Here is a 20,861-nt window from a genome sequence, read left to right on the forward strand (position 1 = left end):
AGACGAGCCGGCAGAAAGGTTGCTCTTTAACCTTTTTGACGGATTGGCTTATGACCCGAGCCCCTAGGCGCCGAGGCTAGACAGAAAAAGCAAAGAAGCAGACTCATGAATCTGCTTCTTACCTTTTTCTTCGCTTCTTTACTTCAATATAAAAAATATAGGGAAGAATACCGAACCAACGATACCAAAAAGATGCTTTTGCCTGTTTCCGCTCTTCGCGGATTCGTCTCCGTTCATCTTTTGGCTGGTCCGCGTATTTCACCAATGTTTGAGTCATATATTTGACATAATCATTCGTTTTCATGGACACACCCGCCTTGATTTCTTCTCTAAAAGTATGTCCACGTTAATAAATTTCAAACTAGGATTACCCTTAATTTATTTCCGTCCATTTAGTCATTCTTTTTAAGGAAATATCAAAAAAACCTCGCCCTGTCACGGTTTCACCTGTATTCAATTTTAGAGTGAAGTTAATTTTTTGGACCGTTCCAACGGGACTCTCAGCTTGAAATTCCATACTGCCATTCGAATAGGAGAACGTCCCTTTGGCTGGGAGCATAGCACCAGATTGTAAAATTTTCTCTGTTTTTTTAATCGAAGAATGAAAATAATATTCTTCCTGAAGAATTAAGTAAGTTTCATGTGCCAACTTCCTTTCGGTTAACAATTGCTCAACATGGAACGAGAAAACACTTAGAAATAGAATAAGCAGCACTAAAGTTAACGGGTAAGTAAATCCTCCTTCGTTATTCCTCATATGGCGGAAGCCCACTTAATATAGGAATGCACCACAACATTGTATTCCTTTCCCCAAACATCTATTACGTTGATTTTCACTGTGTTTTGGACCCTAGTAAAAGTGACAACAGCTACATTTTGCAGAAGTGTTTCATGACCTGTTGCATTCACACGTCTTCTGATAGTACTGCCGTATTTCTCATAATAAATCGTTTCATTATTATTTGTTATTACCAACCTGCCTGAAATCACCTCCACTTTAGAGCTTATATGGATTTCCTTTTTTACCTGACTGCAAAAGACATCCCATTCCATGTCCTGAAGTCTACCATTAGATTCTTTATTTTCTAAAATGATATGAAATAATGGAACCATGAAAAATACAATTGTTGTGAAAATGGAGAGTGCAAACAGCACTTCGAGGAGCGTAAAAGCTTTTTCATTCGGGCGCTTTACAGACTTGTATCCTAGGGAGCAATATTTGTTTATCAACTTTTACGCACACCTCCATTTGTCCACTAGATGTTGATTGATTCCAGAAAACCTGATATTCAGTCCCGTTATGAACTATGGAATACCTAGAATTTGTTCGATCTTCCAATAAATGAGCTTGTAGTTCTTCAAATAGTAGCTGATTTGCCTTTTTATCCCTTACCAGCTGTTGATATTGATTGGCCAAATCTGTTAACAAAGGCATAAAAAACAGACAAAGCATTAACAAAACTGACAAGGATAAAAGGAGCTCAAGTAAAAAGTATCCATCATTCTTCAATAACATAAAACCGTCCCTTTCCAATCAAAACGGTTAATCGATAATTTTTTTGCGGTGTTCGAATAAATAATGTACCGAATCGGTCTACATTCCCATTCGAATTAAATTTAAAATATAGTGGGATGGTGCCTTGACTTACACGAATCTTTGGAGAATGATTTCTCTCAACTAACAGATTACTGCCAGAATTAAGCGAATACTTATAGTCGTATTCATAGAAGAAAACTTTCACTTCCATCTGATGTGATATCGCGTATTGCTGTCCGTAATATAAATCTGCTTTTAATTGGGAAATAAACGCCTTATCATTTGTTGAATTATACTGTGGCTTGAAGTTAAAGGCAGTTATCGAGGAGATAATTAAAAGGATGGAGAGCACAATCAAAGATTCTATTAATGTGAACCCTTTTTGATTGCGAAGCATTAATTTGTTGGTTTGGCTACTGCAGTTACTTTTCCCTCTGCATCGATTGATACCACTTTTGTTCCATTTGGACAGCCAGTAGCGTTTTCATTTAAATACCCATCTGTACTAAGTTGTGCAAGGGTAGGTACTTGATTCTTCTCCATCATATACGACTGTACCTGGGCTTGGACCATTTTTACATATGCCTCACAGCCCTTGTTGTTAATATTTGTATTATGCTTTGCTACATTTGGTATTGTGATAATTAATAAAACCGAAATAACTAACATTACGATCATCATTTCTACTAGCGTGAAACCCTTTTCATTTTTCATAAAATAATTCCTCCTAATTTTTAAATTCCATCTAATAAGTTAAACATTGGTAACAATATAGCTAAGTACATTGAGACAACTAGAAATCCAATAAAAAGATAGAGAACCGGCTGTATCATTTTTATATATTTTTCGATTTGTTCTTCCATATTCACTACGCAGTGCTGGCTAAAGAAAAGTAATTCTTGTTCCAGTTTTCCATTTTCTTGCCCATGTTTAATGATCATGGCGAATTCCTTTTCAAAGAATGGAAAGGAATCCAAGATTGACTCTAATTTTTCACCCGTTAAAAGTTTTTTCTTTATTTCCACCCCCAATTGGCTATAAAATGGTTGTCTGTGATTCTTCTCAAAGATTAGCAGTGCTTCAAGCACTGAAATACCTCCAGCTAAAAGAAAACTTAATTGTATAGAAAAATAATGAGTAAACAACAATTTAAAGATTCTTCCTAAAATCGGAATTCGGACAAGCTGTGACCTTTGCTGCAGGACGGAATTTTTTCTAAATCCAAAGACATAATAGAGTGCACCTAATCCCAAGAAAATTAATAACCCTCCCACCATAAAGGGAAAGTACACGTCAAAGGTATAAAGGACTTTCATAAAAAAATTTGCTTCTAATCCCATAGATTGGAAGAGGCTTGTAAATTTGGGCAGCAATGATTTTTGGACAAACAAAAATAGCATACCCGTAATAAAAATTAGCAAGGATGGATATTGTAATAGTTTTATAAGCTTTTTCCTATCATTTTCCTTTACCATAGCCAGACTGCTGCCTTCTAAGAGTGCCTCGGCAAAGCTTCCATGCTGTTCAGCAAAGTAGACGTAACCAATTAAGTCCTTGTGAAAGCCAAGATTACCTAAAACATCATGAAAGGCAATTCCATTTCTTAATTCAATCAAACAATCATACAACTCCTCCTTTCGATTGGTAGACAAGTGCAAAGAGATGGATTCAATTGCTTCAGCAATGGGATATCCGCGTGCGAGCAACTCACCTATTTGCTTTAAAAGCTTTGCTTGTTCATTGATAGACCAATTACGGTGCTTCATGGTCATACACCAGGCGGTCATATTCCGACTCTTGAATATAACCAAGAGCAATTCCTTTGTTAATAACTTCCTTTACTGTCCTGTAACGTGAGATAATATCTTCTCCTTTAGCTTCCTTCATCGCAGCATTTAGGTTTCTCCCTGATAACAGCTCAAAGACACTCGCTCTTTTCCATCTTCCATAGGAATAGCAGAAAGGCGAACACTCACCTTCACAAAATGGGCATGCAAGCTCCACCAATCGCTGTGCGGTAACTGCAATAAGCGTTTGTTCTACTTCCAGCCAGTTGACTCCAAATTCATGAAGTCGATAAACTGCCCCTTTCGCATCCCTTGTATGCATCGTCGAAAGCACTAAATGCCCTGTTAAGGCAGCCCGCACGGCTATTTTGGCGGTTTCTGCGTCACGTATTTCACCAACCATAATAATGTCTGGGTCATGGCGAAGAATTGCCTTTAAACCGGCAGCATAGGTTACACCTGCTTTTTCATTCACTTGTATTTGCAAAACAGAGTCGTAGTTTTTTTCGATGGGGTCTTCAAGTGTGATAACATTTCGATGAAAAAGATGGGCGGTTTCATTTAAAAGGGAATATAAAGTGGTCGTTTTACCTGATCCGGTGGCTAACGTCATATAAACACTACCTCTCAAACCCTTGATACATAAGGGTTTGTTTTGATTTTCCCAAAGCTTAACACCTCATGACGGATCATTTCATCCATTCATCTGAATTTTTTTATCCCTTAAGCTGACTCGAGTATCCTTTCAACCTCTTCAAAATGACGACCAAATAATCTGGAATGCCGTTTTGTAATAAATGAATTGTCAAAGGGTTGGTACCGTTCATAAGAAGGTTTAAGCATCCTGACCATAAACGCTGGCTTGCGCTCTCCACCGAAATTAAGTATGCATATGGCGTGCCTAGTCGTTTTAGTGTTAGGAATGTTTAATGCTTCTTCTATTGATACGGGGGATAGTTGTGCCTCCAGCTTTTTAAAAGTATTTTCATTATCGTTTTTAAACAACAGCCAATTCACTCCGCCTGAAATCAGGTCCTCTGAAATCTCTTTTATCTGGCCAATATGATGGCAAGCAAAGATACTACCCAACCTTTCTTTTCTTCCCTGGGTTGCAATTCTTGCTAACAACTTAGCGAGACCGGGATTTTCAGATAAATATGTCTGTGGCTCATTGAAAACGATAAACGCCCCATTTCCTTGGTCATCTACGGTCATTAACATTCTTGTCATTAACACTTTTAAGGTTATCCAGTGGACGATAGTCCGTACCGCTACAGTCGATAATATTCTGTCTGGAACCCTAAAGATAATTACCTTCCCCTCTTTTAACCATTGCTCCAGGTTCATTTCCTTTTTAGGTGGCTGGGCAAAGATTTCGAAAAGAGTAGAGTCGCCCATAAATTCATCCAAACGATTTAGGATAGCACTAGCCTTCCCGTCTAATGCTTTCTGTCCATCTCTCGTACATTTCATTTCAGATGATGTGATTTCACCTTTGTTGTTTTTCTTTTCCACTAGTTCATAGGTGCTTAAGTATTTCTCAATCTCTTCTGCAATCCTTGATTTACCCTCATTTCTTAACCTTTTAGCCGTTTCTTCTCGAAAAGCCTCTTCCTCTATTAACCGTTTAATATTGTATAAGCTGCCATTCGATGCCTGGGCAAAAACTCGTAATAGTTTCCGGCTTTGGCCCATTGATTCAACATCGCCGAAAAAGTCTATGAGCTCATTGGCAAAACGGTCAGCTCCTTTACGTCCTATCTTTTCCATCACCTCGGTAAGATCTAACGGAGGCAGATAGTTTTCATCTGATAAGTCGATATCGATAATCTTTTCAGGGGGAAGGCTATCACGAATCCCATTGGCCATACCTTGTAACCCCTCTTTGTTTACCTGGTCAATGACCACAAAGCCGATATTGTGATTGAGCGACGCCTCGGTTACGAAATTTTGAATAAAGGTATCTTTGCCGCTTCCCATTCCGCCCATTGCCACATAGCCCTTATAAGTCTCCTCTGGATTGCTTAGAGGGATTCCAATTGGGTACTCTTTACCTTTTAATTCTGCGTGACCTATAAAGATGCCGTTGCTTTTTACACTCTTCCTTTTTAATGGTTTTTCTTGCATTTTTATGTTGCTACTGCCGATACTAATCTGAATTCCATCAATATCCACAAACTCCCTTGCTTCTTTGTGTATAAATATAGAGGATAATTCAGTTTCCACCTTCTTATTTACAGTTAATTCGTTTTCAAAGCGTTGCTGAACTGCCGCTGTAGGCAATTGAATACTTACCTTTGCTATCTCGTCACAGGACAGCATGGATACGTCAGCATTAGCTTTTGTTTTTGTAGATAGGCTTAGAGTATTCAATTCCTTTATTATTTCTTCTCGGCGCTGTTTAAAGCGTATTTTAACTGGTACCAATTCATTGTTACCGGCAATTTCCGAAAATGCACCTGTAATCGTATTAATGATTAACTCTGATCTCAAGGCCTCTTTTGTTTGAGCCGCTACACGTATGTGAGTGCGCCAAACAGGTTGATTGATTTTATCTGTTGATTTACCTGATATTTTAGTCGCGTTTATTTCATCAGATAATGCTGATTTTTTATCAATTACTTTTTTCTTCTCAAACGTTTTTTCACTTTTAAAAAAGGTATTGGAGATAGCGTTAAGCGTGTCATTTAATAAATCGTATATTTCATTCACAAAAGCGATTAACCCGACTTTCAACACTTTACCGACTTTGCCGACCGTTATTTTGGCACGTTGAGGTATTTGCCCCTTGTTTAGCTTTTCATGTGCCCAAGTTGCATTTTTTAGCCACTGCTTCCGATTAAATGCTTCCGCACAAATGGAAAGCCTGGCAAAGTCTCCATCATCCGATATATCGTTCATGGCGCTCATGATGGATCCCACTGGCGAGGTCTGTTCAGTCGCATTTACATTCAAGCTAAAAATATCATGCCTTGCTAACTGCATTTCACGTATGTTCACGTATCCTTCAGGAATAGCCATAGCAGCTTGATCTACTTCTTCAATTGTTACTTTCATGTAGTTTTCGATAATTTCACGAAATTTCTTTGCCCACATTTCACTGGTGCTTACATAAAATTCAATGGACCGTTTACCTTTATTTTGTCTAAAAACCACATCGTACCAAATTGTATCCTTTTCCCTTAAGGTGAAATTGAATCCATTTCTTGTTATTCTGACAGGCATAGACTCATATACCTCATACATTTTGTGCATCATACGCCACATTTTATAGTTTTGATTATTTGATACGGATAAATGAGGAATAATTTTATAAGTAACCATCTTGTTTTTCTGATAGGAAAAATACTCGGATAGCTTAAGTGATTTTATGCGTTTACCAGCCATATAATCGCAACCCCCAATCCAATGGCCATCCTCGCTAACCATTTGGGTACGTTGCCGGTAAACATAATTCCTACTGCACAGACAACTACAATACCAGCACCAATCTCGGGCATATAATCAGTTAAAACATGACCTACATAAATGGCAGCATCTTTTAATGTACGACCAATCGGCTTTAGTATTAGCTCCACCTCTGCACCAACCACTTTATCCCCTAATGCATTCCATTTATCTAATAATGACATTGTTATCCCCTCCTTATAGTTTTGAAAGCCACTGCTGGATATCAATAGCATGGCGAGCTAAGATATAGCCAGCTACACCGCCAATGATAAGCTCCAACGCTTTTGTTCGATGGCCAAACATCCAGGCCACACCCGCAAATACAAATACACCTACACAAATCCAGTCGACAATATTTAAAACGGTCGGCCACAAGCCCCCAAAGACGCCATTAGCTGTTGCCGCAAAAGCCGTTCTCGGTACCATTACCGCAAACATACTAGCGCCGAGACTTACGATTTTAAAAGTCGTGATATCTAATTCATTCTTTTCATTTCGGACAAATGACCTGAAATCCATCGTTTGTGTACGTGCCAATTCAATCCCTCCTGAATAATTCTTTTTTGTCTCGGACATACTAATAAAAACAAATCCTAAGGAGCTGATACTATGTTCTTTTTAATCGGCGCTGCAGCTGGAGTTGCTATTGGCATTTTAGTTAACGTTTTGGCTAGGTAAATACTTTATTCCTCCGTTTGCTTTAATCACTTTCACACGAGGCGCGCTTTGCGCCTTTTTTATTTTTTCAAATTCAGCTTTTTCCGTGAGGTACTTTTCCCTTTCTTTTTGATATTCACGATCAGCAAGCATTTTTAAAAACCCACTTGAATTCCTCTTCTTTCCGTTTGGCAACCTAGTGATAAATTCGTAAAGCTCTTCTTGTTCTGGATATTCATCGTTAAGACAAACAGGCACCCTTTTTATCCCCATTAGGTACTACCTCCCTATTAAGTAAGTATTAACTAATTAATAACTGGCAGGACTTTTACTAAGTAATTGCGAATTAATTAGTAACCTGTTAAATGTATACTGGGCATTTTAAAAATAATGCAAGTCCACTTAGAAAATATTTTAAGGAGTCTTTAACTTGAAAAGTAGATTGAAGGAAATCATGAAGGAACAGGGCAGGTCACAAAAGTGGTTAAGCGAAAAAGTAGGGGTAAGTATGACAACCATCAGCTCACTGAAAAAAGAAAAGAGCCTGCCATCTTTACCCCTGGCTTTGAGGATTGCAAAAACTTTAGGTAAAACTATCGAAGATATCTGGCATGAAGAATAAAAAAAGCCCTCTAGCAATGACCGGAGGGCTTAAAAGGGTTATTTTTATGTAGGCATGCAAAGGGCCTAAGGAAGCTTTGAGCGTGTCTTCGCTTACGCTAAAAGCATATGCGCCCCTCTCTCAATTAATGCCTGTACTTAATAAACTGTAAAGCAAATGTAATATTAATCGGTGATGTTTCATACAGTGTACACAAATATGTTTAAAAAATAGTGGTGAAATCATACAAATATAGAAGTATTATTTAAAATAGATACTTAAAGGGGGCGCGACCTATGGGTGCAATTAATTTAGCCGTTGCTGGGGCGAATGAGGGGCAAAGGATTAAGCTGAAAAAAGGTAGAATGTTTATTGGGGATAATCAAATAAACAAAGAGTCTGTTGAACGATATGAAATCATAAATGAAGATAGCAGCATCACTAGCTACACGACAGGAAATACTAAAAAGAGCATGGTAGGAGCTGGAACAAAAGGCGCAGTTGGGGCGGTAGTCGGATCCGTATTTGGACCTGTAGGTACGCTTGTCGGTGCTGCAGCTGGTGTCACTACATCAAAAGCTAAAAATAAATCAACCACAAAAGAAGTATCAACAAAAGAAATGCTCGTTGGTATATATTTTGCCGATGGCCAAGAATCATTAGTAAAAATGGACGGACAATACTATGAATTGTTTTTACGTAGCGTTTTTAGTGCTCCGATAATCTCAAAGTCCAAACAACCAATGGATCCAGCGAAAAAGAAAAACCTATTAAAAGTACTTGGTTGGCTATTTATACCTTACATTATGACGCCAGTATTTTGGTCAAAACTCGAAAATAAACATAGAATTCTTGGCGCGGCATGGTCTGTTCTGGCCATTATTATCGTAATTCAAGGAAGGTAATTATGAACGTAATTATTGAAATACATTACGCAGCTAGTAGTCGAACATATCAAAAAGGAGAATTTCGGCTAAAAGGTCAGAAATCCGAGAAAATCGCTTTAGATTTTTGGAAGCAAATCAAGAAAGAATTGTCCTACCGTGCAGCATTAGAAAAAGTACTTTGTAACGGAGATGACATCACGCAGCTGGTAAAGGATTTAGAAAAAGCAGAAAGAAAAAAGATTGATGATATTGCAAATGATTATTTACCTTTTTAAGCCCTTAATTGAGGGCTTTTTATTTTGACACTAAATATCCAAATATCATAATAGGTGCTTCTAGGATTATGTCGAAATTGTAGTTGAGAGGAGTGGTAATCATGCCATGGTGGATTAGCGAGACCTGGAATTGGTTTTGGTATTATCGTAGAGGGAAAATTAAATTTAATGTTTGGGATTTTGGGGATACATACAACGCAATGGCTTGTAACGGAGAAACAACAGTTTGGAATTGTTATGGGAGTACACCAGAAGCTGCAAAAGAAATGGCGCTGGTTAAGTTGAATCTAGCTTTAAAGGAAGAATCAAAAGAAAGAGAGTTAGTAAATCAAAGTGATGGTTTTGCACATTATCACGATAAATAATTAAAGCCCCTCTCGATTGAGAAGGGCTAACCTGTATAAACCATTATTGAATTGGAAATTTCACCTTTTAAAGAACCATCTTCTATTTGAATGCTAAATTTATGCATTCCTAAATTGTTAATTTTAACGAAGAAACTGTATTTATAAAAGACATCATCTATTTTTGTTACATAAGCATTATTAAGTATATATTCATATTTACCAGCATATTTTCTAGACACTTGATTTTGGTTGAAAATTAACACTTTCCAATCTGATTCTGTGATGAGCTTTAAATCTGGAATATGTGTAATAGGAATAGAATATGTAGCATAAATATCTATTTGCTGTTCCTGGTTAAGAATCACTTTATTTTTAGGAAGTATCGCCACCTGAACTGGGTTACCGCCATTTCCTTTAAGGATCGTTAATGTTGTTATCTTGTTTTTATAAATCTCAAGGTCTGCATTTAATCCCTGAAGAGTATTTAGCAAAAAATCCGCAAATAATGTTAACACTGCAAGACTTAATAACCAATATAGAAATAAGGGATTTTTATATCCATCTCCTAAAAGAGCACCTATAAGTATTAGGAATAATCCAACTACAATATTAATTAATCGCATTCAATAACCTCTTAATGAAATTTACCAGATATTCTTGATTACTATTGTCTACAGAAATCCTTCCCTGACTAGATACACTTGCATACTGACCCTCAAAAAGTACAGTGAAGCTATCAATAGTGTTGTTATTAGCAATTTTGTTAAGCAAATCCTCTTTTACATAATCCAACTCGAAGTATTCATCTTCATCATTTGAATAATACAATTTTTTAATTGTTCCGCCCAAGCTATGGAATATTTTTAAAAGTAATTCATTATCTAATTTATGTATATTTATTGAGGTTTTTGTTCTTGTTTTTATATCCGTGAGCACATCATTTTGATATTCATTATTAATGAATTCAATAATTGCAAAATTATTATCCAAAAAGAAAAAGAAATTAATTAACGAAGAGTAGATAAAATTGTGTTGGTTTCCCAACTTTTTAGTGCTAACCAAATACTCATCACTAATATTAAAAACCGCATGAAATAAATCGTTATCTAACTTATTAAAATGAAACAAAGATATCTCTTCATCTTTTTTGAAGAAATTTATCTTGTTTTTTGATAATGATTTTAATTTACTCGAATTTTCAATTTTTAACAGTGTGAAATTCATGATTAACACCTCCCTCTTGTCATATTGAATATAGTTTATTCATTAAGTATATAATAAAATCATGAACATTTGAAATACCTAACTCTTGCTCCTCAAAAAAGACCCTATGTCCATTGTTATATAAACTTACAGTAACGTTAGTAGTTGATCCAGCTGTTTCATAAGGTATTTCAAACTTGAGATGCGACATCTTACCGTAGTTTCTATAGGCATCATCGACTTCAGATGGATGGACATCGTTTGCTAGATCAATTTCATATGATACTTTAGTTGTCTTATCGCCATCTTTGTCTATCCTATCTAATTTAGCCGCTGACCATGTCAGAGTGTCATCATTTTGTATTCTTCTTAGTAACGAATCGTCTAATTTGAAAAGTTGTGTTTCAAATCCCAGGCCTTCAACTAAAGCTTTAACTTTCCCTTTTGCCTTCTCTTCAGTACTGTTGTCAAACTTTAAGATTAAATCACTATCCTCTGTTATGATAATACGTGTTTTAGAATAAAAAGTATACTGCGTTTCTGTGGTTGTTACAGTCTCATCATGAAATTTTGTATCAAAATAATTACCTAGATTAACAAGGTCGGTTCCGTAAGCCTCTAAAACTGAAATACCATTTCTATTTGTAATGATCGGTTTTATAAAGCCTTCTCCACTTATTCTCCCGTCATTTCCTATTGTAGCAACTTTTTCGTTCATTGATCTACTAACTTCGTCCAAATTCAATTTGCCTGACGGATTTAAAAATAAATCAAGTTGCTCAGCTGTGTTAAGCTTATACATTGTAAACGATGACATTTTTTTACCCCCTTTATTAATTTTACATTATTATGTAATTATATCGTAAAGTTAATATAGGGGTAAGTTATTTTGTATGTAAATTTTCTTAGAAAAGCCCCTACTCAAATTCGAGTAAGGGCTTGTTTTATTATACCTCTTGGCCGAACTTAGCGTTAATGTATCCGGTCTTACCGTTATAGACTACCTTGTAGTAACCAGTGTTACCGTTATTAAAACCAGCTACAGGCACGACCATATCTACAATCGCTCCCTTAGGGATAGTACCGATATTCGCGCCATTAATTCTGTCGGGCTTGTCCATTAAGATAGCTGCTGAACTAACATCGATAATTTTCACGCGTCTAGTTGCATTAGCTGGTTGAGGTACTGACTGTGGTGTTGGTACAGGTTGAGGAACAGGCTTACCAGCTAATCCTAAAAACTTCAACACACATCGTGCATGAGCTTCACCGACAGCTTTTAAAAACTCTTCTTGTTTTAGTCGGTTTGCATCATATGCATTTACGATAAACAAATTTTCTGTTAAGCAAGCAACCATTTTACTCTCTCGAAGCATATGAAAATTGGATTGCTTTTTACCGCGGTCATTTGTCACTCCGAACGCTCTCATTACCTGCATAATTTCCGCATGTAGCATATTTTGAAATGAGACAGTAGCTACACCTGCGTTAGGATAAATATGACTTTCAAAACCATTTGCTGATGCGCTAGCGGCTGAATTAATATGAACGCTCACAAGGAGATTTGCTCCCCATGAGTTTGCATCGTCTGTCCGTTGTTTGAGAGTTTTGGATTCATCACCGCTTCGGCTACATCTTTGCTCTACGATATAATGCGCATCAAGAAAAGCCATAGCGTACTCAACTATTTTTCTTGTTAATACTTTTTCCTGCAACCCATTACCTACAGCACCAGGATCTGTACCGCCATGACCTTTGTCCCAATAAACTTTAACCATTACTTATCCTCTCCTTTACCATTTACTTTTTCCTTTAATATCGCAATGATATTTCCTAAAGGCCCAAGTGGTACTCCGATTTTTCCGGCATTTTCAGTAATACTAATAAATTCAATAGCGATATAAGCCCACGCAGCACCTTCACCGCCTGTTGCCGTTCCATTCAAAGAAAGTTCAATTAGATACAACAGACCAATTAAAATAAGGACAATTAGCTTTTTGATAAAGCCTCTGGTCCCTTTCGCGCTGTTTAATTCCTTATTTACGATTGCGCATAGCAAACCTGTCACATAATCTGCAAGCATAACAATCAACAAAACTGATACTGCTAATCCAAAACTACCAACCATTGCCGACCAAATACCGCCAAAAACCCCTACCACTATACTTAATCCGTGTTGCTTTTCCATCTCACACCGTCCTTGTTCAAAATAAAAAGAGCCCTGATTAGGACTCTCTAAAAATTTTTAACTTTTGAAGAACAACGTTTGCATTTCATTATTTAAAAATTGTAGTGCATCATTAAATGTTTCCAAAACATCCTTACCTTCTAGATAGCGGACATAATTCCTTTGTTGGTTCGGATATCCCCCATCCAATAGATTAGGTGCATTAATCCACCTGACCGCATAAAGACTAAAGTCCAAATTATTAAAGTCTATGCTATTAAAATTGAATCCAGTTTTATTATGAATCACAAATAGTTTCATATTATGTTTCATTGAATTATAGGCGTGTTTAAGCCCAAACAAAAGAACTCCCTTTTCATCCTCTCCGGTCCTATTAAGATAATCCGGTAAACCGTGTTCTATGTGCCATTCATGAGTAGTCATAACCCAAAGAAGAAGCTCTCCAATTCCAGAATAAATCTCATGATCATTAGCTTCTTCTATTGCCTTCTCAAGTCTTTTGTATGCTTTTCCACTTGCATAATGGTTGAATTTCAACCTCATCTTTTGTTCATACTTAAGTTCTGACATTTGGGGTTCCCCCTTGTAGAATTTATTATTTTACAAGTTCTATAAGGGGACTTCTATTTCCTTTCTATCCCGCTAAAGACTTTCGTTAGCTAGATACTGTAAATTTATTATTTTGGTAATGTTCGGTCTTAGTTTCCGTGAAACGTTCATATAAAAATCTTGTTGCTTCTTCTATAGTTTTTAGAACATTTTTTCCTTCTAAATATTTTCTATAATTTCTTATATTTAATTTATCATCCTTTTTCCTTTTATCAATCATTCCTTTAGCTTTTAACCAAATGATTTCTTTGGAGTAGTCTTCAACAAAAAAATCGCTACCTTCAAACAAAGGTTTACCTTCTGCTGCCCGAATTAGTTTAATAAAAGACATTTCATGTTTTAACGAGTTAAAAGCATGTCTTAAACCTAATAGACATTGTCCTCCTATTTCCTTTTTCCTTAATTTTGTGTATGAGCCATTAGTATTCCTATTTTTAAAGTGCCACTCATCAGCGACATTCAGCCAGAATATTACCTCGCTCAAAGTAGTCGTTATAGGTAGACTGTTAGGGTTAGAACCGTTTAAGGCTTCTTTCAATCTTTTATTAGACTCTCTAAGTCCATGATTAATATAAGTTAATCTCAATTGTTTTACTGTATCCATATACAACACCTCTTCTCCTTAACGATAATTCGCCAAAAAAGGGAGAATACCTTTTGAAATATTTGTAAAATCAATCCCTCTTCATGCCAAGCGTCGAATAGTCCTAGTATTGTTGCAGGGGTAATGAGATTCGTTAGCTGTATAACGGTTATGTCATCTTTTAACCAACTATGACAAAATAAAAAGCCCTTTGTTGGGCTTAAAATATTCTATATATCATGTACAAAACCAAAATCCAAATAGGAACTGAAATGATGATTCCCCATAAGAGCCCTTTAAAAAATTTGTTTGTTCTCTCTATTTTCTCCATCTAATTCCCACCCAACATTAAATCCTTAATTGGATTTAATATTAAGTTTCGTTCCTAATCAAGAACATTTTGTTCTATTTAAAGAGTTTTCTTTTAGATAAGGTTATCGTCATCTTTTTTTCCAATTGTTCATTAAAAGCCTCTGCGATTAGGCAGAAGCTTTTTGATAGTTCTTCAACATTATGCTGAACGTTTGTACGTTGCATTTCTTTTCTCTAAGATTTTACTTAACCTTTTCCCTATATTCATAGAAGGCTTTTCGATGTATTTCCAAGATAGAAAAGAAATGCAAAATGTCCCAAGCAAGGTAAGGAGATATATTAGAAAAATATTTAACCTACCATAAAATAAATTTGTCAAAGCTATTAAAATTATCAAATGGTAAAGGTAGATACTATAAGATAATTCTCCGCATAATGTAAAAAGTCTCTTTTTGAGAACTGTTGATATTCTTGCGGATCCAATCGCCATTACTATGAAAGTAATAACCCCACCTGAAATAAGCCAATCGCTTAACACATAATTACCGAAAAACGGAGCAACGGATTCAACGATTGGAAGAACACTGTATAAAGCCATTCCAGTTAAACCAAATATTACTTTTTTTGAAAAGGATAGGTTACTGTAAAGTTTTTTTATTAAATCAACATTTTTTGCTAATAATGCGCCGAAAATGAACATTGAAATATAATGTAATGTATCAAAGTAGCTGGTGAAGTAACCAATAGATTCATTAAAATGAACCCATCGGTTACTTAAACTGACTATTGACAAACCAGCCGCAATTCCCATACATGTTTTCCACTTTAACTTAATAACAAAATACATAATGATTGGAAAGAGGAGCGATATTCTCATCTCTTGAACAAGTGACCATATTACAGGATTTAACTGCCTAGTTTCAAAATCAAATATCAACAGGACATGTTGTATCACATTTCCGAATGATAATGGATACGACCAATAAGAATCTATCCATTGGCTAAGTCCACTTAAATCTTTTTTGTGGATTAACAAGCTAATAATAACCGCTGCTAGCATCGCCACTAAGTAAGGCACATAAATTCGAAAAATCCTTTTTATTACGTATGAAGTATAATCAAAGGAAACACCTTTATAAAACGGTAGCGATAATACAAACCCACTCAAGATGAAAAATAAAATTACAGCTTCATGACCACCCCACAAAATCCTTAAAGGGGTATAGACTAGGAAAGTGGGGTTTATAGGTGTTATATTCATAAAATGACCTATCATTACAGACAACGCAGCTAGTCCTCTCAAAGAATCTAATTCTACAAGCCTCTTATTCATCGAATCCCTCCGTTTATATCGTTCTTTAATAAGAAAATTATAAACGTTTTAAGGAATTATTGTAACATATTCCCTTACTTTTTATTTATTTTGCTTTCACAACATGAATATACCAGTTTTTTGTTGCCGTACTTATAGGACTTGCAGTGAAGTTATGGATTCTCAAAATTATAACTTTATTACCCCATAAATGAGTATTAAAGATTAATCCGTTTTCTAATCCACCTGATGGCATGGCAATTATTGCATCTTTTACATCTAATTGACCGGCATTAGGATGGGTAATTTGAATATCCTTGAATGAATTTGCTGGAATAGAATCTCCGGCCATTGGATATGTGTAGGTAGGTATATCTGAACCAGAACCAGTAAAAGAACCCCATGTTGGGTCTGTTCCAGATACAGTTCGTCTACTATACACCTTTCCTGTATTCCCGAATACTTGCTGATAACTTTTTGTATAGTTGTTGTCATCTGTATGCCTATAGGTTACAAGAACTCCCCACTCTGACAGTCCGCCAGTCGTACCTCCAAAATCACTATACGTTACGGTTCTCTTTGCATATGATGTTACTGGGGCATCATTCGCAATCAAATTATCAAAAACAGTGGAAATAAATCTATCCCCAGTAATTTCACCACTTTTTGTAATAGTTAATTTTGTTTCAACTTCTAGTAAGTTACCGAATACGTCATAACCCTCTTGAGCATTAACAATCGACACATTGTTAGCTTTAGCGTAATCAATTAAATCAGATAACCATTGTTGATGTGTGTCTGTATGTTCAACATGATAACAATGAGTATTAAAAACAACCCATCCATTTTTAGAGATTGCCTCATCAATTGTCCCCTTATAATACTCATACGTGTCGTTACTCTTGTTACTAAAAGGACCAAAAACTACTCTATTTACTGTCATAGACTTTAATGGAGTGGTAACTATTCCACCTAACGTATTGTACCCACTATTATAATATTTGCTCGCTATTTTTCTAACCAAGTCATTACTATTTCCTGATGGATAGACAATATTTTTAATATCATACCCTTTTTCAATTAAAGCTTTCTTAGCCTCACCTAATTCTCTTTCCAAATCCTTCTCGCTTAAAGAGGATAATAATGGATGAGTGTAGGTATGTGACATAATCTCGCAACCTAAACTTTGCATCTGTAAAACTTCATCTCTTGTCATGGTACTACCACCCCACATGGGGTTTACAGGTACAGCCAAAGATATGGGAACTCCCTTAGACACTACCAAAGATTTTAACTTTGTCATAACAGCATTATGGGCATCATCATCAATAATGGTCATATATGCTTTTGGTGTTTTTGGTGCATGAGAAAATGAGGTTTTGCCGTTTGAAAAGGCTTCTTTTGATAGTGATGTAGCGGTTCCTCCACCGCTACCTTCGAACATTTTAACTTCATTGATGGCATTTACTATATTAGACCTGTCTTGTGTTACAAGGTTTGACAGTTGCCCTATAACGTCCGCCAACACCAATTCTTTATTACCTAAATCTGTACCAATAAAATACTTTCTTGTATCTGTTGTATAGGCAATATCACCAGCTGGCAACGTTGGTAAATTCGTCTCAAGCACTTTTACAAGATTAGCTTTTTCACTTTCATGCGCGTTAATGCCATTTTCCATTCTATTAAGTTCTGGAGCCGTAATAATATCTCCTGTTGCCCACGTTTTTTTAGAGTACGTCATTTAATTACCTCCTAAAATTAAGATACTTGTGCCGTTCCAACAGTAGCACTACCTACCGTTGCAGTTGTATTTGATGATGTGATTGTATATGTTTGCGATTGAACCGCGCTTGAATTTCCTGCAGTATCCTTAGCGAACGCTTTAACTGTAGTCGTTACGCTAATGGAAAATGGTGTAGTATATTTTGCACTACTAGACGTAGGAGTCGAGCCATCAAGCGTGTAGAAAATATCAGCAGTTTCGTTGACTGACATCGTGACAGTTTGTGTGTTTGTGAATGTTCCTGTGGGAGTGATAGTTAAGACTGGCGGTGTAGTATCTAGTGCCCCTGTTGCTGTCACAGTAATGGTAAATATCAATTCTTGTGATGCTAGACCACCTGAATCTGTTGCTTTGATTTTTAATATGTGTGTACCTACCGATAGTGTGCCTACACTCCATGTATTTGCCCCAACTTGGGCAGTTTGCGTTGTCACTGTTCCATCTTTTGTCAGGGTTGCCGTCATACTTCCACCCTGCACATCTGTTACCGTGAAAGGAATGGAAACTGGTGTTGTATCATTCGTACTTGTTATACTGAAACTCGATGAAATAGATGGTGCAGTATTAGTTGGCGGTGGACTTCCTTCAAGTGCATCCAATCTGTTTTTTAAAGATTCTATTTCCGTCAAATTTTGTGCCACAGATGACGATAATTCATTTACAGCAGAAACTACATTAGTCTTATTTGTAGTAGTTAAACTTGGCAAAGATCCAATCTTTTCTCCTGCCTCTATAGCTTTAGAAAGAGATGGCCAATCATTACTACTTTCCCAATCAATATTCATTATTCCAATGGAGACATTGTAAGTAAATCCACCCGTTACTGCCACCTGATGCGCTCCTTCATAAAGCATGACTTCTGCTTTATGAATTCCCCCGACTACATAAGCCTGGGGAATAAGCAAAAACTCACACTTCCCATTAGCAGCATCAGTTACCTCACCATCCTGTAACACAATGGTATTATCAGGTTTTTTGATAGCAATGCGTGGGATAAAACCTGATAAATCTACATTTTTTTCGTTATTCTGCACCGTAATAATAAACTTTGGCGATTGCCAATCGGAAGTGCTAAATGTATAAACGGGATTGCGAGTATGTTTTACTGTATCTACCGTTACGGAAAACTCTTTAAGCATGATATCCCTCCTTTATACAACAATACTCCCCGTTAGCGTGCTAGCGGTTTTTGGCATCGGCTTGCCTGTCTCTGGATCAATAACCATTGCGTGTTGATATTGATTTAATCTTTCGCTCATTGTAAAACCTCCTAATAAATAAAATCCTTACATTGTGTAAGGATCATCTAGTCTTAAATATTTTTTGCTATAGCCGAATCGAAGAGCGATTTGGTATTTGCTTCGATTACGGCATTCTTGGCGACCAAAATAACGTAACTCCACGGTGAAATCATCCCCCTTGAGCCACAGCCATGTCCCATATTAGTTTGGTGTTTATTTCTAACCTGTTAGCCTCTCTGTAGCTAAAAGGTTGGCCCTTGTTCCAAAACATGGTTCCTCGGTAGGTTGGCGGAGTTTTATAATTTAAGCGTATGGTCTCTATGTTGCTCTCTATCCTAGTCAAATCCGACAGGTAATCCGTTGATGTTAGCGTTCTACTCTTTTTAACCGTTATTGTTGGTATAGGTATTCCAAGAGTAGTTACGATATAACTACGGACAGCCTCAATATTGCTCTCTAGTCGGTTTAAATCCGAGAAGTTATAATAATCTGTTGGAGCCCAATCTGTTTTAAAATCTAGAGGGGTAGCCAATAAAAATCACCTCCATCTCGCTCTTGTAGTTCCAGATAAATAGCCTTCATAATGTAATTCTTGTTTGACTATTCTTGAATTCTTTTCTACACCGTACACGTTCTCAACAGATATCAAATCTCCAAGTTCGTGTGCTGGGTTCCCCCTCCAATTTAACTCGTACTCTCCACGATAGCTTTTTTGAGCCATAAGCCAATTTGCTATTCTAAGCGCTGATGAGTCGTTCATTATCAGGGTATTACCCTCAACTATTAGGGTATCACCCTCTATCACATCGGGGTTTGTAACCGAGACAAATATAGGTTGGGCGCCAGTACTTGTGTAATAAGCAACCTCGACCTTTTTAATTGCTCTGTCGAGTACTATTTTTGGCTCGTAGTACATATTATCTAAGTCAACCCTGTCTACGGTTGTGTTGCTTGTTAGCGGTTTTATGTTAATCCTATTCTGTCTATCAACATATAGATTAGACATAGCCGACATAGCGATTAATCTTAGTACGTCTCTACAAGATTGTTTTTGTACATTAGGGAGTATCGCCCAGTTGAATAGAGTGCTGTCTAGTACATAGTTTGTTACCCCACAAAAAGCAAATACTTGCTCGGCTAGATACTTAGGAGAAACGCTTGAACTTCCCACCCTCTCGTAGTCTATCCCAGCCATATAATCCAAGGTAGTACCAGCATTAAATGTGGCGGTCATTGAACCCTCGTCTATTTGCCAAGATAATAATATAAACTCTCCGATAGGTACATAGGACGGAACGCCATTAACAATTATCGCTAACTCCGCAGTAATCTTCTGTCTTTCTTGGAGGTACTTGTATACCCCAGTAGGATTAAGTATGTTGAACTCTCTGTTGCTATTATCAATCGTGAACTGAAACTGCGGAGCAGGAACTGTACCCGATGTCATATCATAATCCTCTACCAAGCTCATACGAATCAATCTTGAGTCATCGTAGACTAACAAAGAGCCCAAGGCTATTTCAGTCACTCTTGCCCTTCGTCTAGCTTTTGACCATTTGAGTATTTTTACAGCGACTCTATTGTAGTTATCAAACGCTCCATCGACTATTCTTATTGTTTCCTTGTTACCTCTTACTTGGACTGTTTTAAGCAAGACCCCGCCATTGTAAGTTATAACATCAAAATCCTCCGCGTATTCTTCTCCAAGAATGTCGAAAGCCACCGTTATTCCCAGCGTAGAGACTATTTTATTAAACGTAGTGTCTATGGATATATTAAATGTTCTGTCGATACCACACATAGCCGAGGACACATAACCTATCTCTCCATTGTTAGCTAACGTAGGGTCAGGAAAACAAAAAGTACCATCGAGTTTAATTCTGTCTAATTCCCAACTTGCTAGGTTGTAGGTATTTACCGTTTTTCCATTAAATAGTTGGTTCCTGTCGCTTATTACGTGCTCTGTAGAAGTAGCAAAACCAGTAACCGTAGCAGCGACATCTGTTATAGCAAATGAAACTCGCGCTTTTGCCGACCTCGTTGGAGCATATACTGCTGCCTTGAATTCGTTATTGACTGGATACAA

The 20,861-nt window shown here is 36.8% G+C and carries 27 protein-coding genes; 4 read left to right on the forward strand and 23 right to left on the reverse strand.

Features of this window, described 5'->3' with window-relative positions; all coding sequences use genetic code 11:
• Positions 1 to 118 precede the first annotated feature (118 nt).
• From BLR86_RS03905 to BLR86_RS03960, 12 genes are all read right to left on the reverse strand, one after another.
• The gene (locus BLR86_RS03905; protein ID WP_090758506.1) at positions 119 to 304 is read right to left on the reverse strand and encodes a YqzE family protein; all 186 of its coding nucleotides are present in this window, start codon (positions 302 to 304) and stop codon (positions 119 to 121) included.
• A gap of 69 nt (positions 305 to 373) precedes the next feature.
• A complete protein-coding gene (gene comGG / locus BLR86_RS03910; RefSeq protein ID WP_090758508.1) occupies positions 374 to 757 on the reverse strand; it encodes a competence type IV pilus minor pilin ComGG in 384 nt (127 codons plus the stop codon).
• Positions 754 to 1,230, reverse strand: a complete 477-nt coding sequence (comGF, locus tag BLR86_RS03915; RefSeq protein ID WP_302847194.1) for a competence type IV pilus minor pilin ComGF — start codon at positions 1,228 to 1,230, stop codon at positions 754 to 756. Before comGF ends, comGG begins: the two co-directional genes overlap by 4 nt.
• Positions 1,178 to 1,510, reverse strand: a complete 333-nt coding sequence (comGE, locus tag BLR86_RS25900; RefSeq protein WP_217642360.1) for a competence type IV pilus minor pilin ComGE — start codon at positions 1,508 to 1,510, stop codon at positions 1,178 to 1,180. The genes comGF and comGE overlap by 53 nt, the downstream gene beginning before the upstream one ends.
• Positions 1,500 to 1,934: a competence type IV pilus minor pilin ComGD gene (comGD, locus tag BLR86_RS03925; protein ID WP_090758511.1), complete on the reverse strand. Its 435-nt coding sequence runs from the start codon at positions 1,932 to 1,934 to the stop codon at positions 1,500 to 1,502. The genes comGE and comGD overlap by 11 nt, the downstream gene beginning before the upstream one ends.
• The gene (gene comGC / locus BLR86_RS03930) at positions 1,934 to 2,251 is read right to left on the reverse strand and encodes a competence type IV pilus major pilin ComGC (protein ID WP_090758513.1); all 318 of its coding nucleotides are present in this window, start codon (positions 2,249 to 2,251) and stop codon (positions 1,934 to 1,936) included. Before comGC ends, comGD begins: the two co-directional genes overlap by 1 nt.
• Positions 2,252 to 2,271: 20 nt before the next feature.
• Positions 2,272 to 3,303 (reverse strand): competence type IV pilus assembly protein ComGB, encoded by a 1,032-nt coding sequence (gene comGB, locus BLR86_RS03935; protein WP_090758515.1) that lies wholly within the window; start codon positions 3,301 to 3,303, stop codon positions 2,272 to 2,274.
• Complete coding sequence (locus BLR86_RS03940; RefSeq protein WP_302847206.1) at positions 3,290 to 3,964, reverse strand: ATPase, T2SS/T4P/T4SS family; 675 nt, start codon at positions 3,962 to 3,964, stop codon at positions 3,290 to 3,292. Before BLR86_RS03940 ends, comGB begins: the two co-directional genes overlap by 14 nt.
• 83 nt (positions 3,965 to 4,047) lie before the next feature.
• Positions 4,048 to 6,711, reverse strand: coding sequence for an ATP-binding protein (locus tag BLR86_RS03945; protein ID WP_090758517.1), 2,664 nt, complete (start codon positions 6,709 to 6,711; stop codon positions 4,048 to 4,050).
• Positions 6,693 to 6,956 (reverse strand): hypothetical protein, encoded by a 264-nt coding sequence (locus BLR86_RS03950; RefSeq protein WP_090758519.1) that lies wholly within the window; start codon positions 6,954 to 6,956, stop codon positions 6,693 to 6,695. The genes BLR86_RS03945 and BLR86_RS03950 overlap by 19 nt, the downstream gene beginning before the upstream one ends.
• A gap of 13 nt (positions 6,957 to 6,969) precedes the next feature.
• Positions 6,970 to 7,311, reverse strand: a complete 342-nt coding sequence (locus BLR86_RS03955; protein WP_090758521.1) for a hypothetical protein — start codon at positions 7,309 to 7,311, stop codon at positions 6,970 to 6,972.
• Positions 7,312 to 7,428: 117 nt separating this feature from the next.
• Positions 7,429 to 7,704: a hypothetical protein gene (locus BLR86_RS03960; protein WP_090758523.1), complete on the reverse strand. Its 276-nt coding sequence runs from the start codon at positions 7,702 to 7,704 to the stop codon at positions 7,429 to 7,431.
• 157 nt (positions 7,705 to 7,861) lie between these two features.
• On the opposite strand from BLR86_RS03960, the gene BLR86_RS03965 reads away from it, so the two are divergent.
• The 4 genes from BLR86_RS03965 (at position 7,862) to BLR86_RS03980 (ending at position 9,559) form a co-directional block, all read left to right on the forward strand.
• Complete coding sequence (locus BLR86_RS03965; protein ID WP_090758525.1) at positions 7,862 to 8,053, forward strand: helix-turn-helix transcriptional regulator; 192 nt, start codon at positions 7,862 to 7,864, stop codon at positions 8,051 to 8,053.
• Between the two features lie 275 nt (positions 8,054 to 8,328).
• Positions 8,329 to 8,937, forward strand: coding sequence for a hypothetical protein (locus tag BLR86_RS03970; protein WP_090758527.1), 609 nt, complete (start codon positions 8,329 to 8,331; stop codon positions 8,935 to 8,937).
• A 2-nt stretch (positions 8,938 to 8,939) separates the two neighbouring features.
• A complete protein-coding gene (locus BLR86_RS03975) occupies positions 8,940 to 9,194 on the forward strand; it encodes a hypothetical protein (RefSeq protein ID WP_090758528.1) in 255 nt (84 codons plus the stop codon).
• Positions 9,195 to 9,295: 101 nt separating this feature from the next.
• Positions 9,296 to 9,559, forward strand: coding sequence for a hypothetical protein (locus BLR86_RS03980; RefSeq protein ID WP_090758530.1), 264 nt, complete (start codon positions 9,296 to 9,298; stop codon positions 9,557 to 9,559).
• A 26-nt stretch (positions 9,560 to 9,585) separates the two neighbouring features.
• Here the strand turns inward: BLR86_RS03980 and BLR86_RS03985 are convergent, their stop codons facing one another.
• From BLR86_RS03985 to BLR86_RS04040, 11 genes are all read right to left on the reverse strand, one after another.
• Positions 9,586 to 10,164: a hypothetical protein gene (locus tag BLR86_RS03985; protein WP_090758532.1), complete on the reverse strand. Its 579-nt coding sequence runs from the start codon at positions 10,162 to 10,164 to the stop codon at positions 9,586 to 9,588.
• Positions 10,151 to 10,765 carry a hypothetical protein gene (locus BLR86_RS03990; protein ID WP_090758534.1) on the reverse strand — a complete coding sequence of 205 codons (615 nt, stop codon included), beginning with the start codon at positions 10,763 to 10,765 and terminating at the stop codon, positions 10,151 to 10,153. Before BLR86_RS03990 ends, BLR86_RS03985 begins: the two co-directional genes overlap by 14 nt.
• A gap of 19 nt (positions 10,766 to 10,784) precedes the next feature.
• Positions 10,785 to 11,561, reverse strand: coding sequence for a hypothetical protein (locus BLR86_RS03995; protein ID WP_090758536.1), 777 nt, complete (start codon positions 11,559 to 11,561; stop codon positions 10,785 to 10,787).
• Positions 11,562 to 11,691: 130 nt separating this feature from the next.
• Positions 11,692 to 12,522 (reverse strand): N-acetylmuramoyl-L-alanine amidase, encoded by an 831-nt coding sequence (locus tag BLR86_RS04000; RefSeq protein WP_090758538.1) that lies wholly within the window; start codon positions 12,520 to 12,522, stop codon positions 11,692 to 11,694.
• The gene (locus BLR86_RS04005) at positions 12,522 to 12,932 is read right to left on the reverse strand and encodes a phage holin family protein (protein ID WP_090758540.1); all 411 of its coding nucleotides are present in this window, start codon (positions 12,930 to 12,932) and stop codon (positions 12,522 to 12,524) included. Before BLR86_RS04005 ends, BLR86_RS04000 begins: the two co-directional genes overlap by 1 nt.
• A gap of 57 nt (positions 12,933 to 12,989) precedes the next feature.
• Complete coding sequence (locus BLR86_RS04010) at positions 12,990 to 13,502, reverse strand: hypothetical protein (protein WP_090758542.1); 513 nt, start codon at positions 13,500 to 13,502, stop codon at positions 12,990 to 12,992.
• Between the two features lie 85 nt (positions 13,503 to 13,587).
• A complete protein-coding gene (locus tag BLR86_RS04015; protein WP_090758544.1) occupies positions 13,588 to 14,145 on the reverse strand; it encodes a hypothetical protein in 558 nt (185 codons plus the stop codon).
• 490 nt (positions 14,146 to 14,635) lie between these two features.
• Positions 14,636 to 15,769, reverse strand: a complete 1,134-nt coding sequence (locus BLR86_RS04020) for an acyltransferase family protein (RefSeq protein ID WP_090758546.1) — start codon at positions 15,767 to 15,769, stop codon at positions 14,636 to 14,638.
• Between the two features lie 85 nt (positions 15,770 to 15,854).
• Positions 15,855 to 17,492 (reverse strand): polysaccharide deacetylase family protein, encoded by a 1,638-nt coding sequence (locus tag BLR86_RS04025; protein WP_090758548.1) that lies wholly within the window; start codon positions 17,490 to 17,492, stop codon positions 15,855 to 15,857.
• Between the two features lie 17 nt (positions 17,493 to 17,509).
• A complete protein-coding gene (locus tag BLR86_RS04030; RefSeq protein WP_090758550.1) occupies positions 17,510 to 18,673 on the reverse strand; it encodes a chitobiase/beta-hexosaminidase C-terminal domain-containing protein in 1,164 nt (387 codons plus the stop codon).
• Between the two features lie 640 nt (positions 18,674 to 19,313).
• Entirely contained in the window at positions 19,314 to 20,861 is a 1,548-nt protein-coding gene (locus tag BLR86_RS04040) for a hypothetical protein (protein ID WP_090758554.1), read from the reverse strand.

It is taken from the genome of Bacillus sp. OK048 (genome assembly GCF_900103525.1).
In the GTDB taxonomy this organism is placed as follows: domain Bacteria; phylum Bacillota; class Bacilli; order Bacillales; family Cytobacillaceae; genus Neobacillus.

Bases quoted from the DNA above. Each gene is read 5' to 3' on its own strand.
- BLR86_RS03985 (WP_090758532.1), bottom strand. From the start codon at position 10,164: ATGCGATTAATTAATATTGTAGTTGGATTATTCCTAATACTTATAGGT.
- BLR86_RS03970 (WP_090758527.1), top strand. From the start codon at position 8,329: ATGGGTGCAATTAATTTAGCCGTTGCTGGGGCGAATGAGGGGCAAAGG.
- comGD (WP_090758511.1), bottom strand. From the start codon at position 1,934: ATGCTTCGCAATCAAAAAGGGTTCACATTAATAGAATCTTTGATTGTG.
- BLR86_RS03975 (WP_090758528.1), top strand. From the start codon at position 8,940: ATGAACGTAATTATTGAAATACATTACGCAGCTAGTAGTCGAACATAT.
- BLR86_RS03995 (WP_090758536.1), bottom strand. From the start codon at position 11,561: ATGTCATCGTTTACAATGTATAAGCTTAACACAGCTGAGCAACTTGAT.
- BLR86_RS03980 (WP_090758530.1), top strand. From the start codon at position 9,296: ATGCCATGGTGGATTAGCGAGACCTGGAATTGGTTTTGGTATTATCGT.
- BLR86_RS04015 (WP_090758544.1), bottom strand. From the start codon at position 14,145: ATGGATACAGTAAAACAATTGAGATTAACTTATATTAATCATGGACTT.
- BLR86_RS04000 (WP_090758538.1), bottom strand. From the start codon at position 12,522: ATGGTTAAAGTTTATTGGGACAAAGGTCATGGCGGTACAGATCCTGGT.
- comGG (WP_090758508.1), bottom strand. From the start codon at position 757: ATGAGGAATAACGAAGGAGGATTTACTTACCCGTTAACTTTAGTGCTG.
- BLR86_RS03905 (WP_090758506.1), bottom strand. From the start codon at position 304: ATGAAAACGAATGATTATGTCAAATATATGACTCAAACATTGGTGAAA.
- BLR86_RS04010 (WP_090758542.1), bottom strand. From the start codon at position 13,502: ATGTCAGAACTTAAGTATGAACAAAAGATGAGGTTGAAATTCAACCAT.
- BLR86_RS03990 (WP_090758534.1), bottom strand. From the start codon at position 10,765: ATGAATTTCACACTGTTAAAAATTGAAAATTCGAGTAAATTAAAATCA.
- BLR86_RS04005 (WP_090758540.1), bottom strand. From the start codon at position 12,932: ATGGAAAAGCAACACGGATTAAGTATAGTGGTAGGGGTTTTTGGCGGT.
- comGC (WP_090758513.1), bottom strand. From the start codon at position 2,251: ATGAAAAATGAAAAGGGTTTCACGCTAGTAGAAATGATGATCGTAATG.
- BLR86_RS03950 (WP_090758519.1), bottom strand. From the start codon at position 6,956: ATGTCATTATTAGATAAATGGAATGCATTAGGGGATAAAGTGGTTGGT.
- BLR86_RS04020 (WP_090758546.1), bottom strand. From the start codon at position 15,769: ATGAATAAGAGGCTTGTAGAATTAGATTCTTTGAGAGGACTAGCTGCG.
- BLR86_RS04030 (WP_090758550.1), bottom strand. From the start codon at position 18,673: ATGCTTAAAGAGTTTTCCGTAACGGTAGATACAGTAAAACATACTCGC.
- BLR86_RS03945 (WP_090758517.1), bottom strand. From the start codon at position 6,711: ATGGCTGGTAAACGCATAAAATCACTTAAGCTATCCGAGTATTTTTCC.
- BLR86_RS03960 (WP_090758523.1), bottom strand. From the start codon at position 7,704: ATGGGGATAAAAAGGGTGCCTGTTTGTCTTAACGATGAATATCCAGAA.
- comGB (WP_090758515.1), bottom strand. From the start codon at position 3,303: ATGAAGCACCGTAATTGGTCTATCAATGAACAAGCAAAGCTTTTAAAG.
- BLR86_RS04025 (WP_090758548.1), bottom strand. From the start codon at position 17,492: ATGACGTACTCTAAAAAAACGTGGGCAACAGGAGATATTATTACGGCT.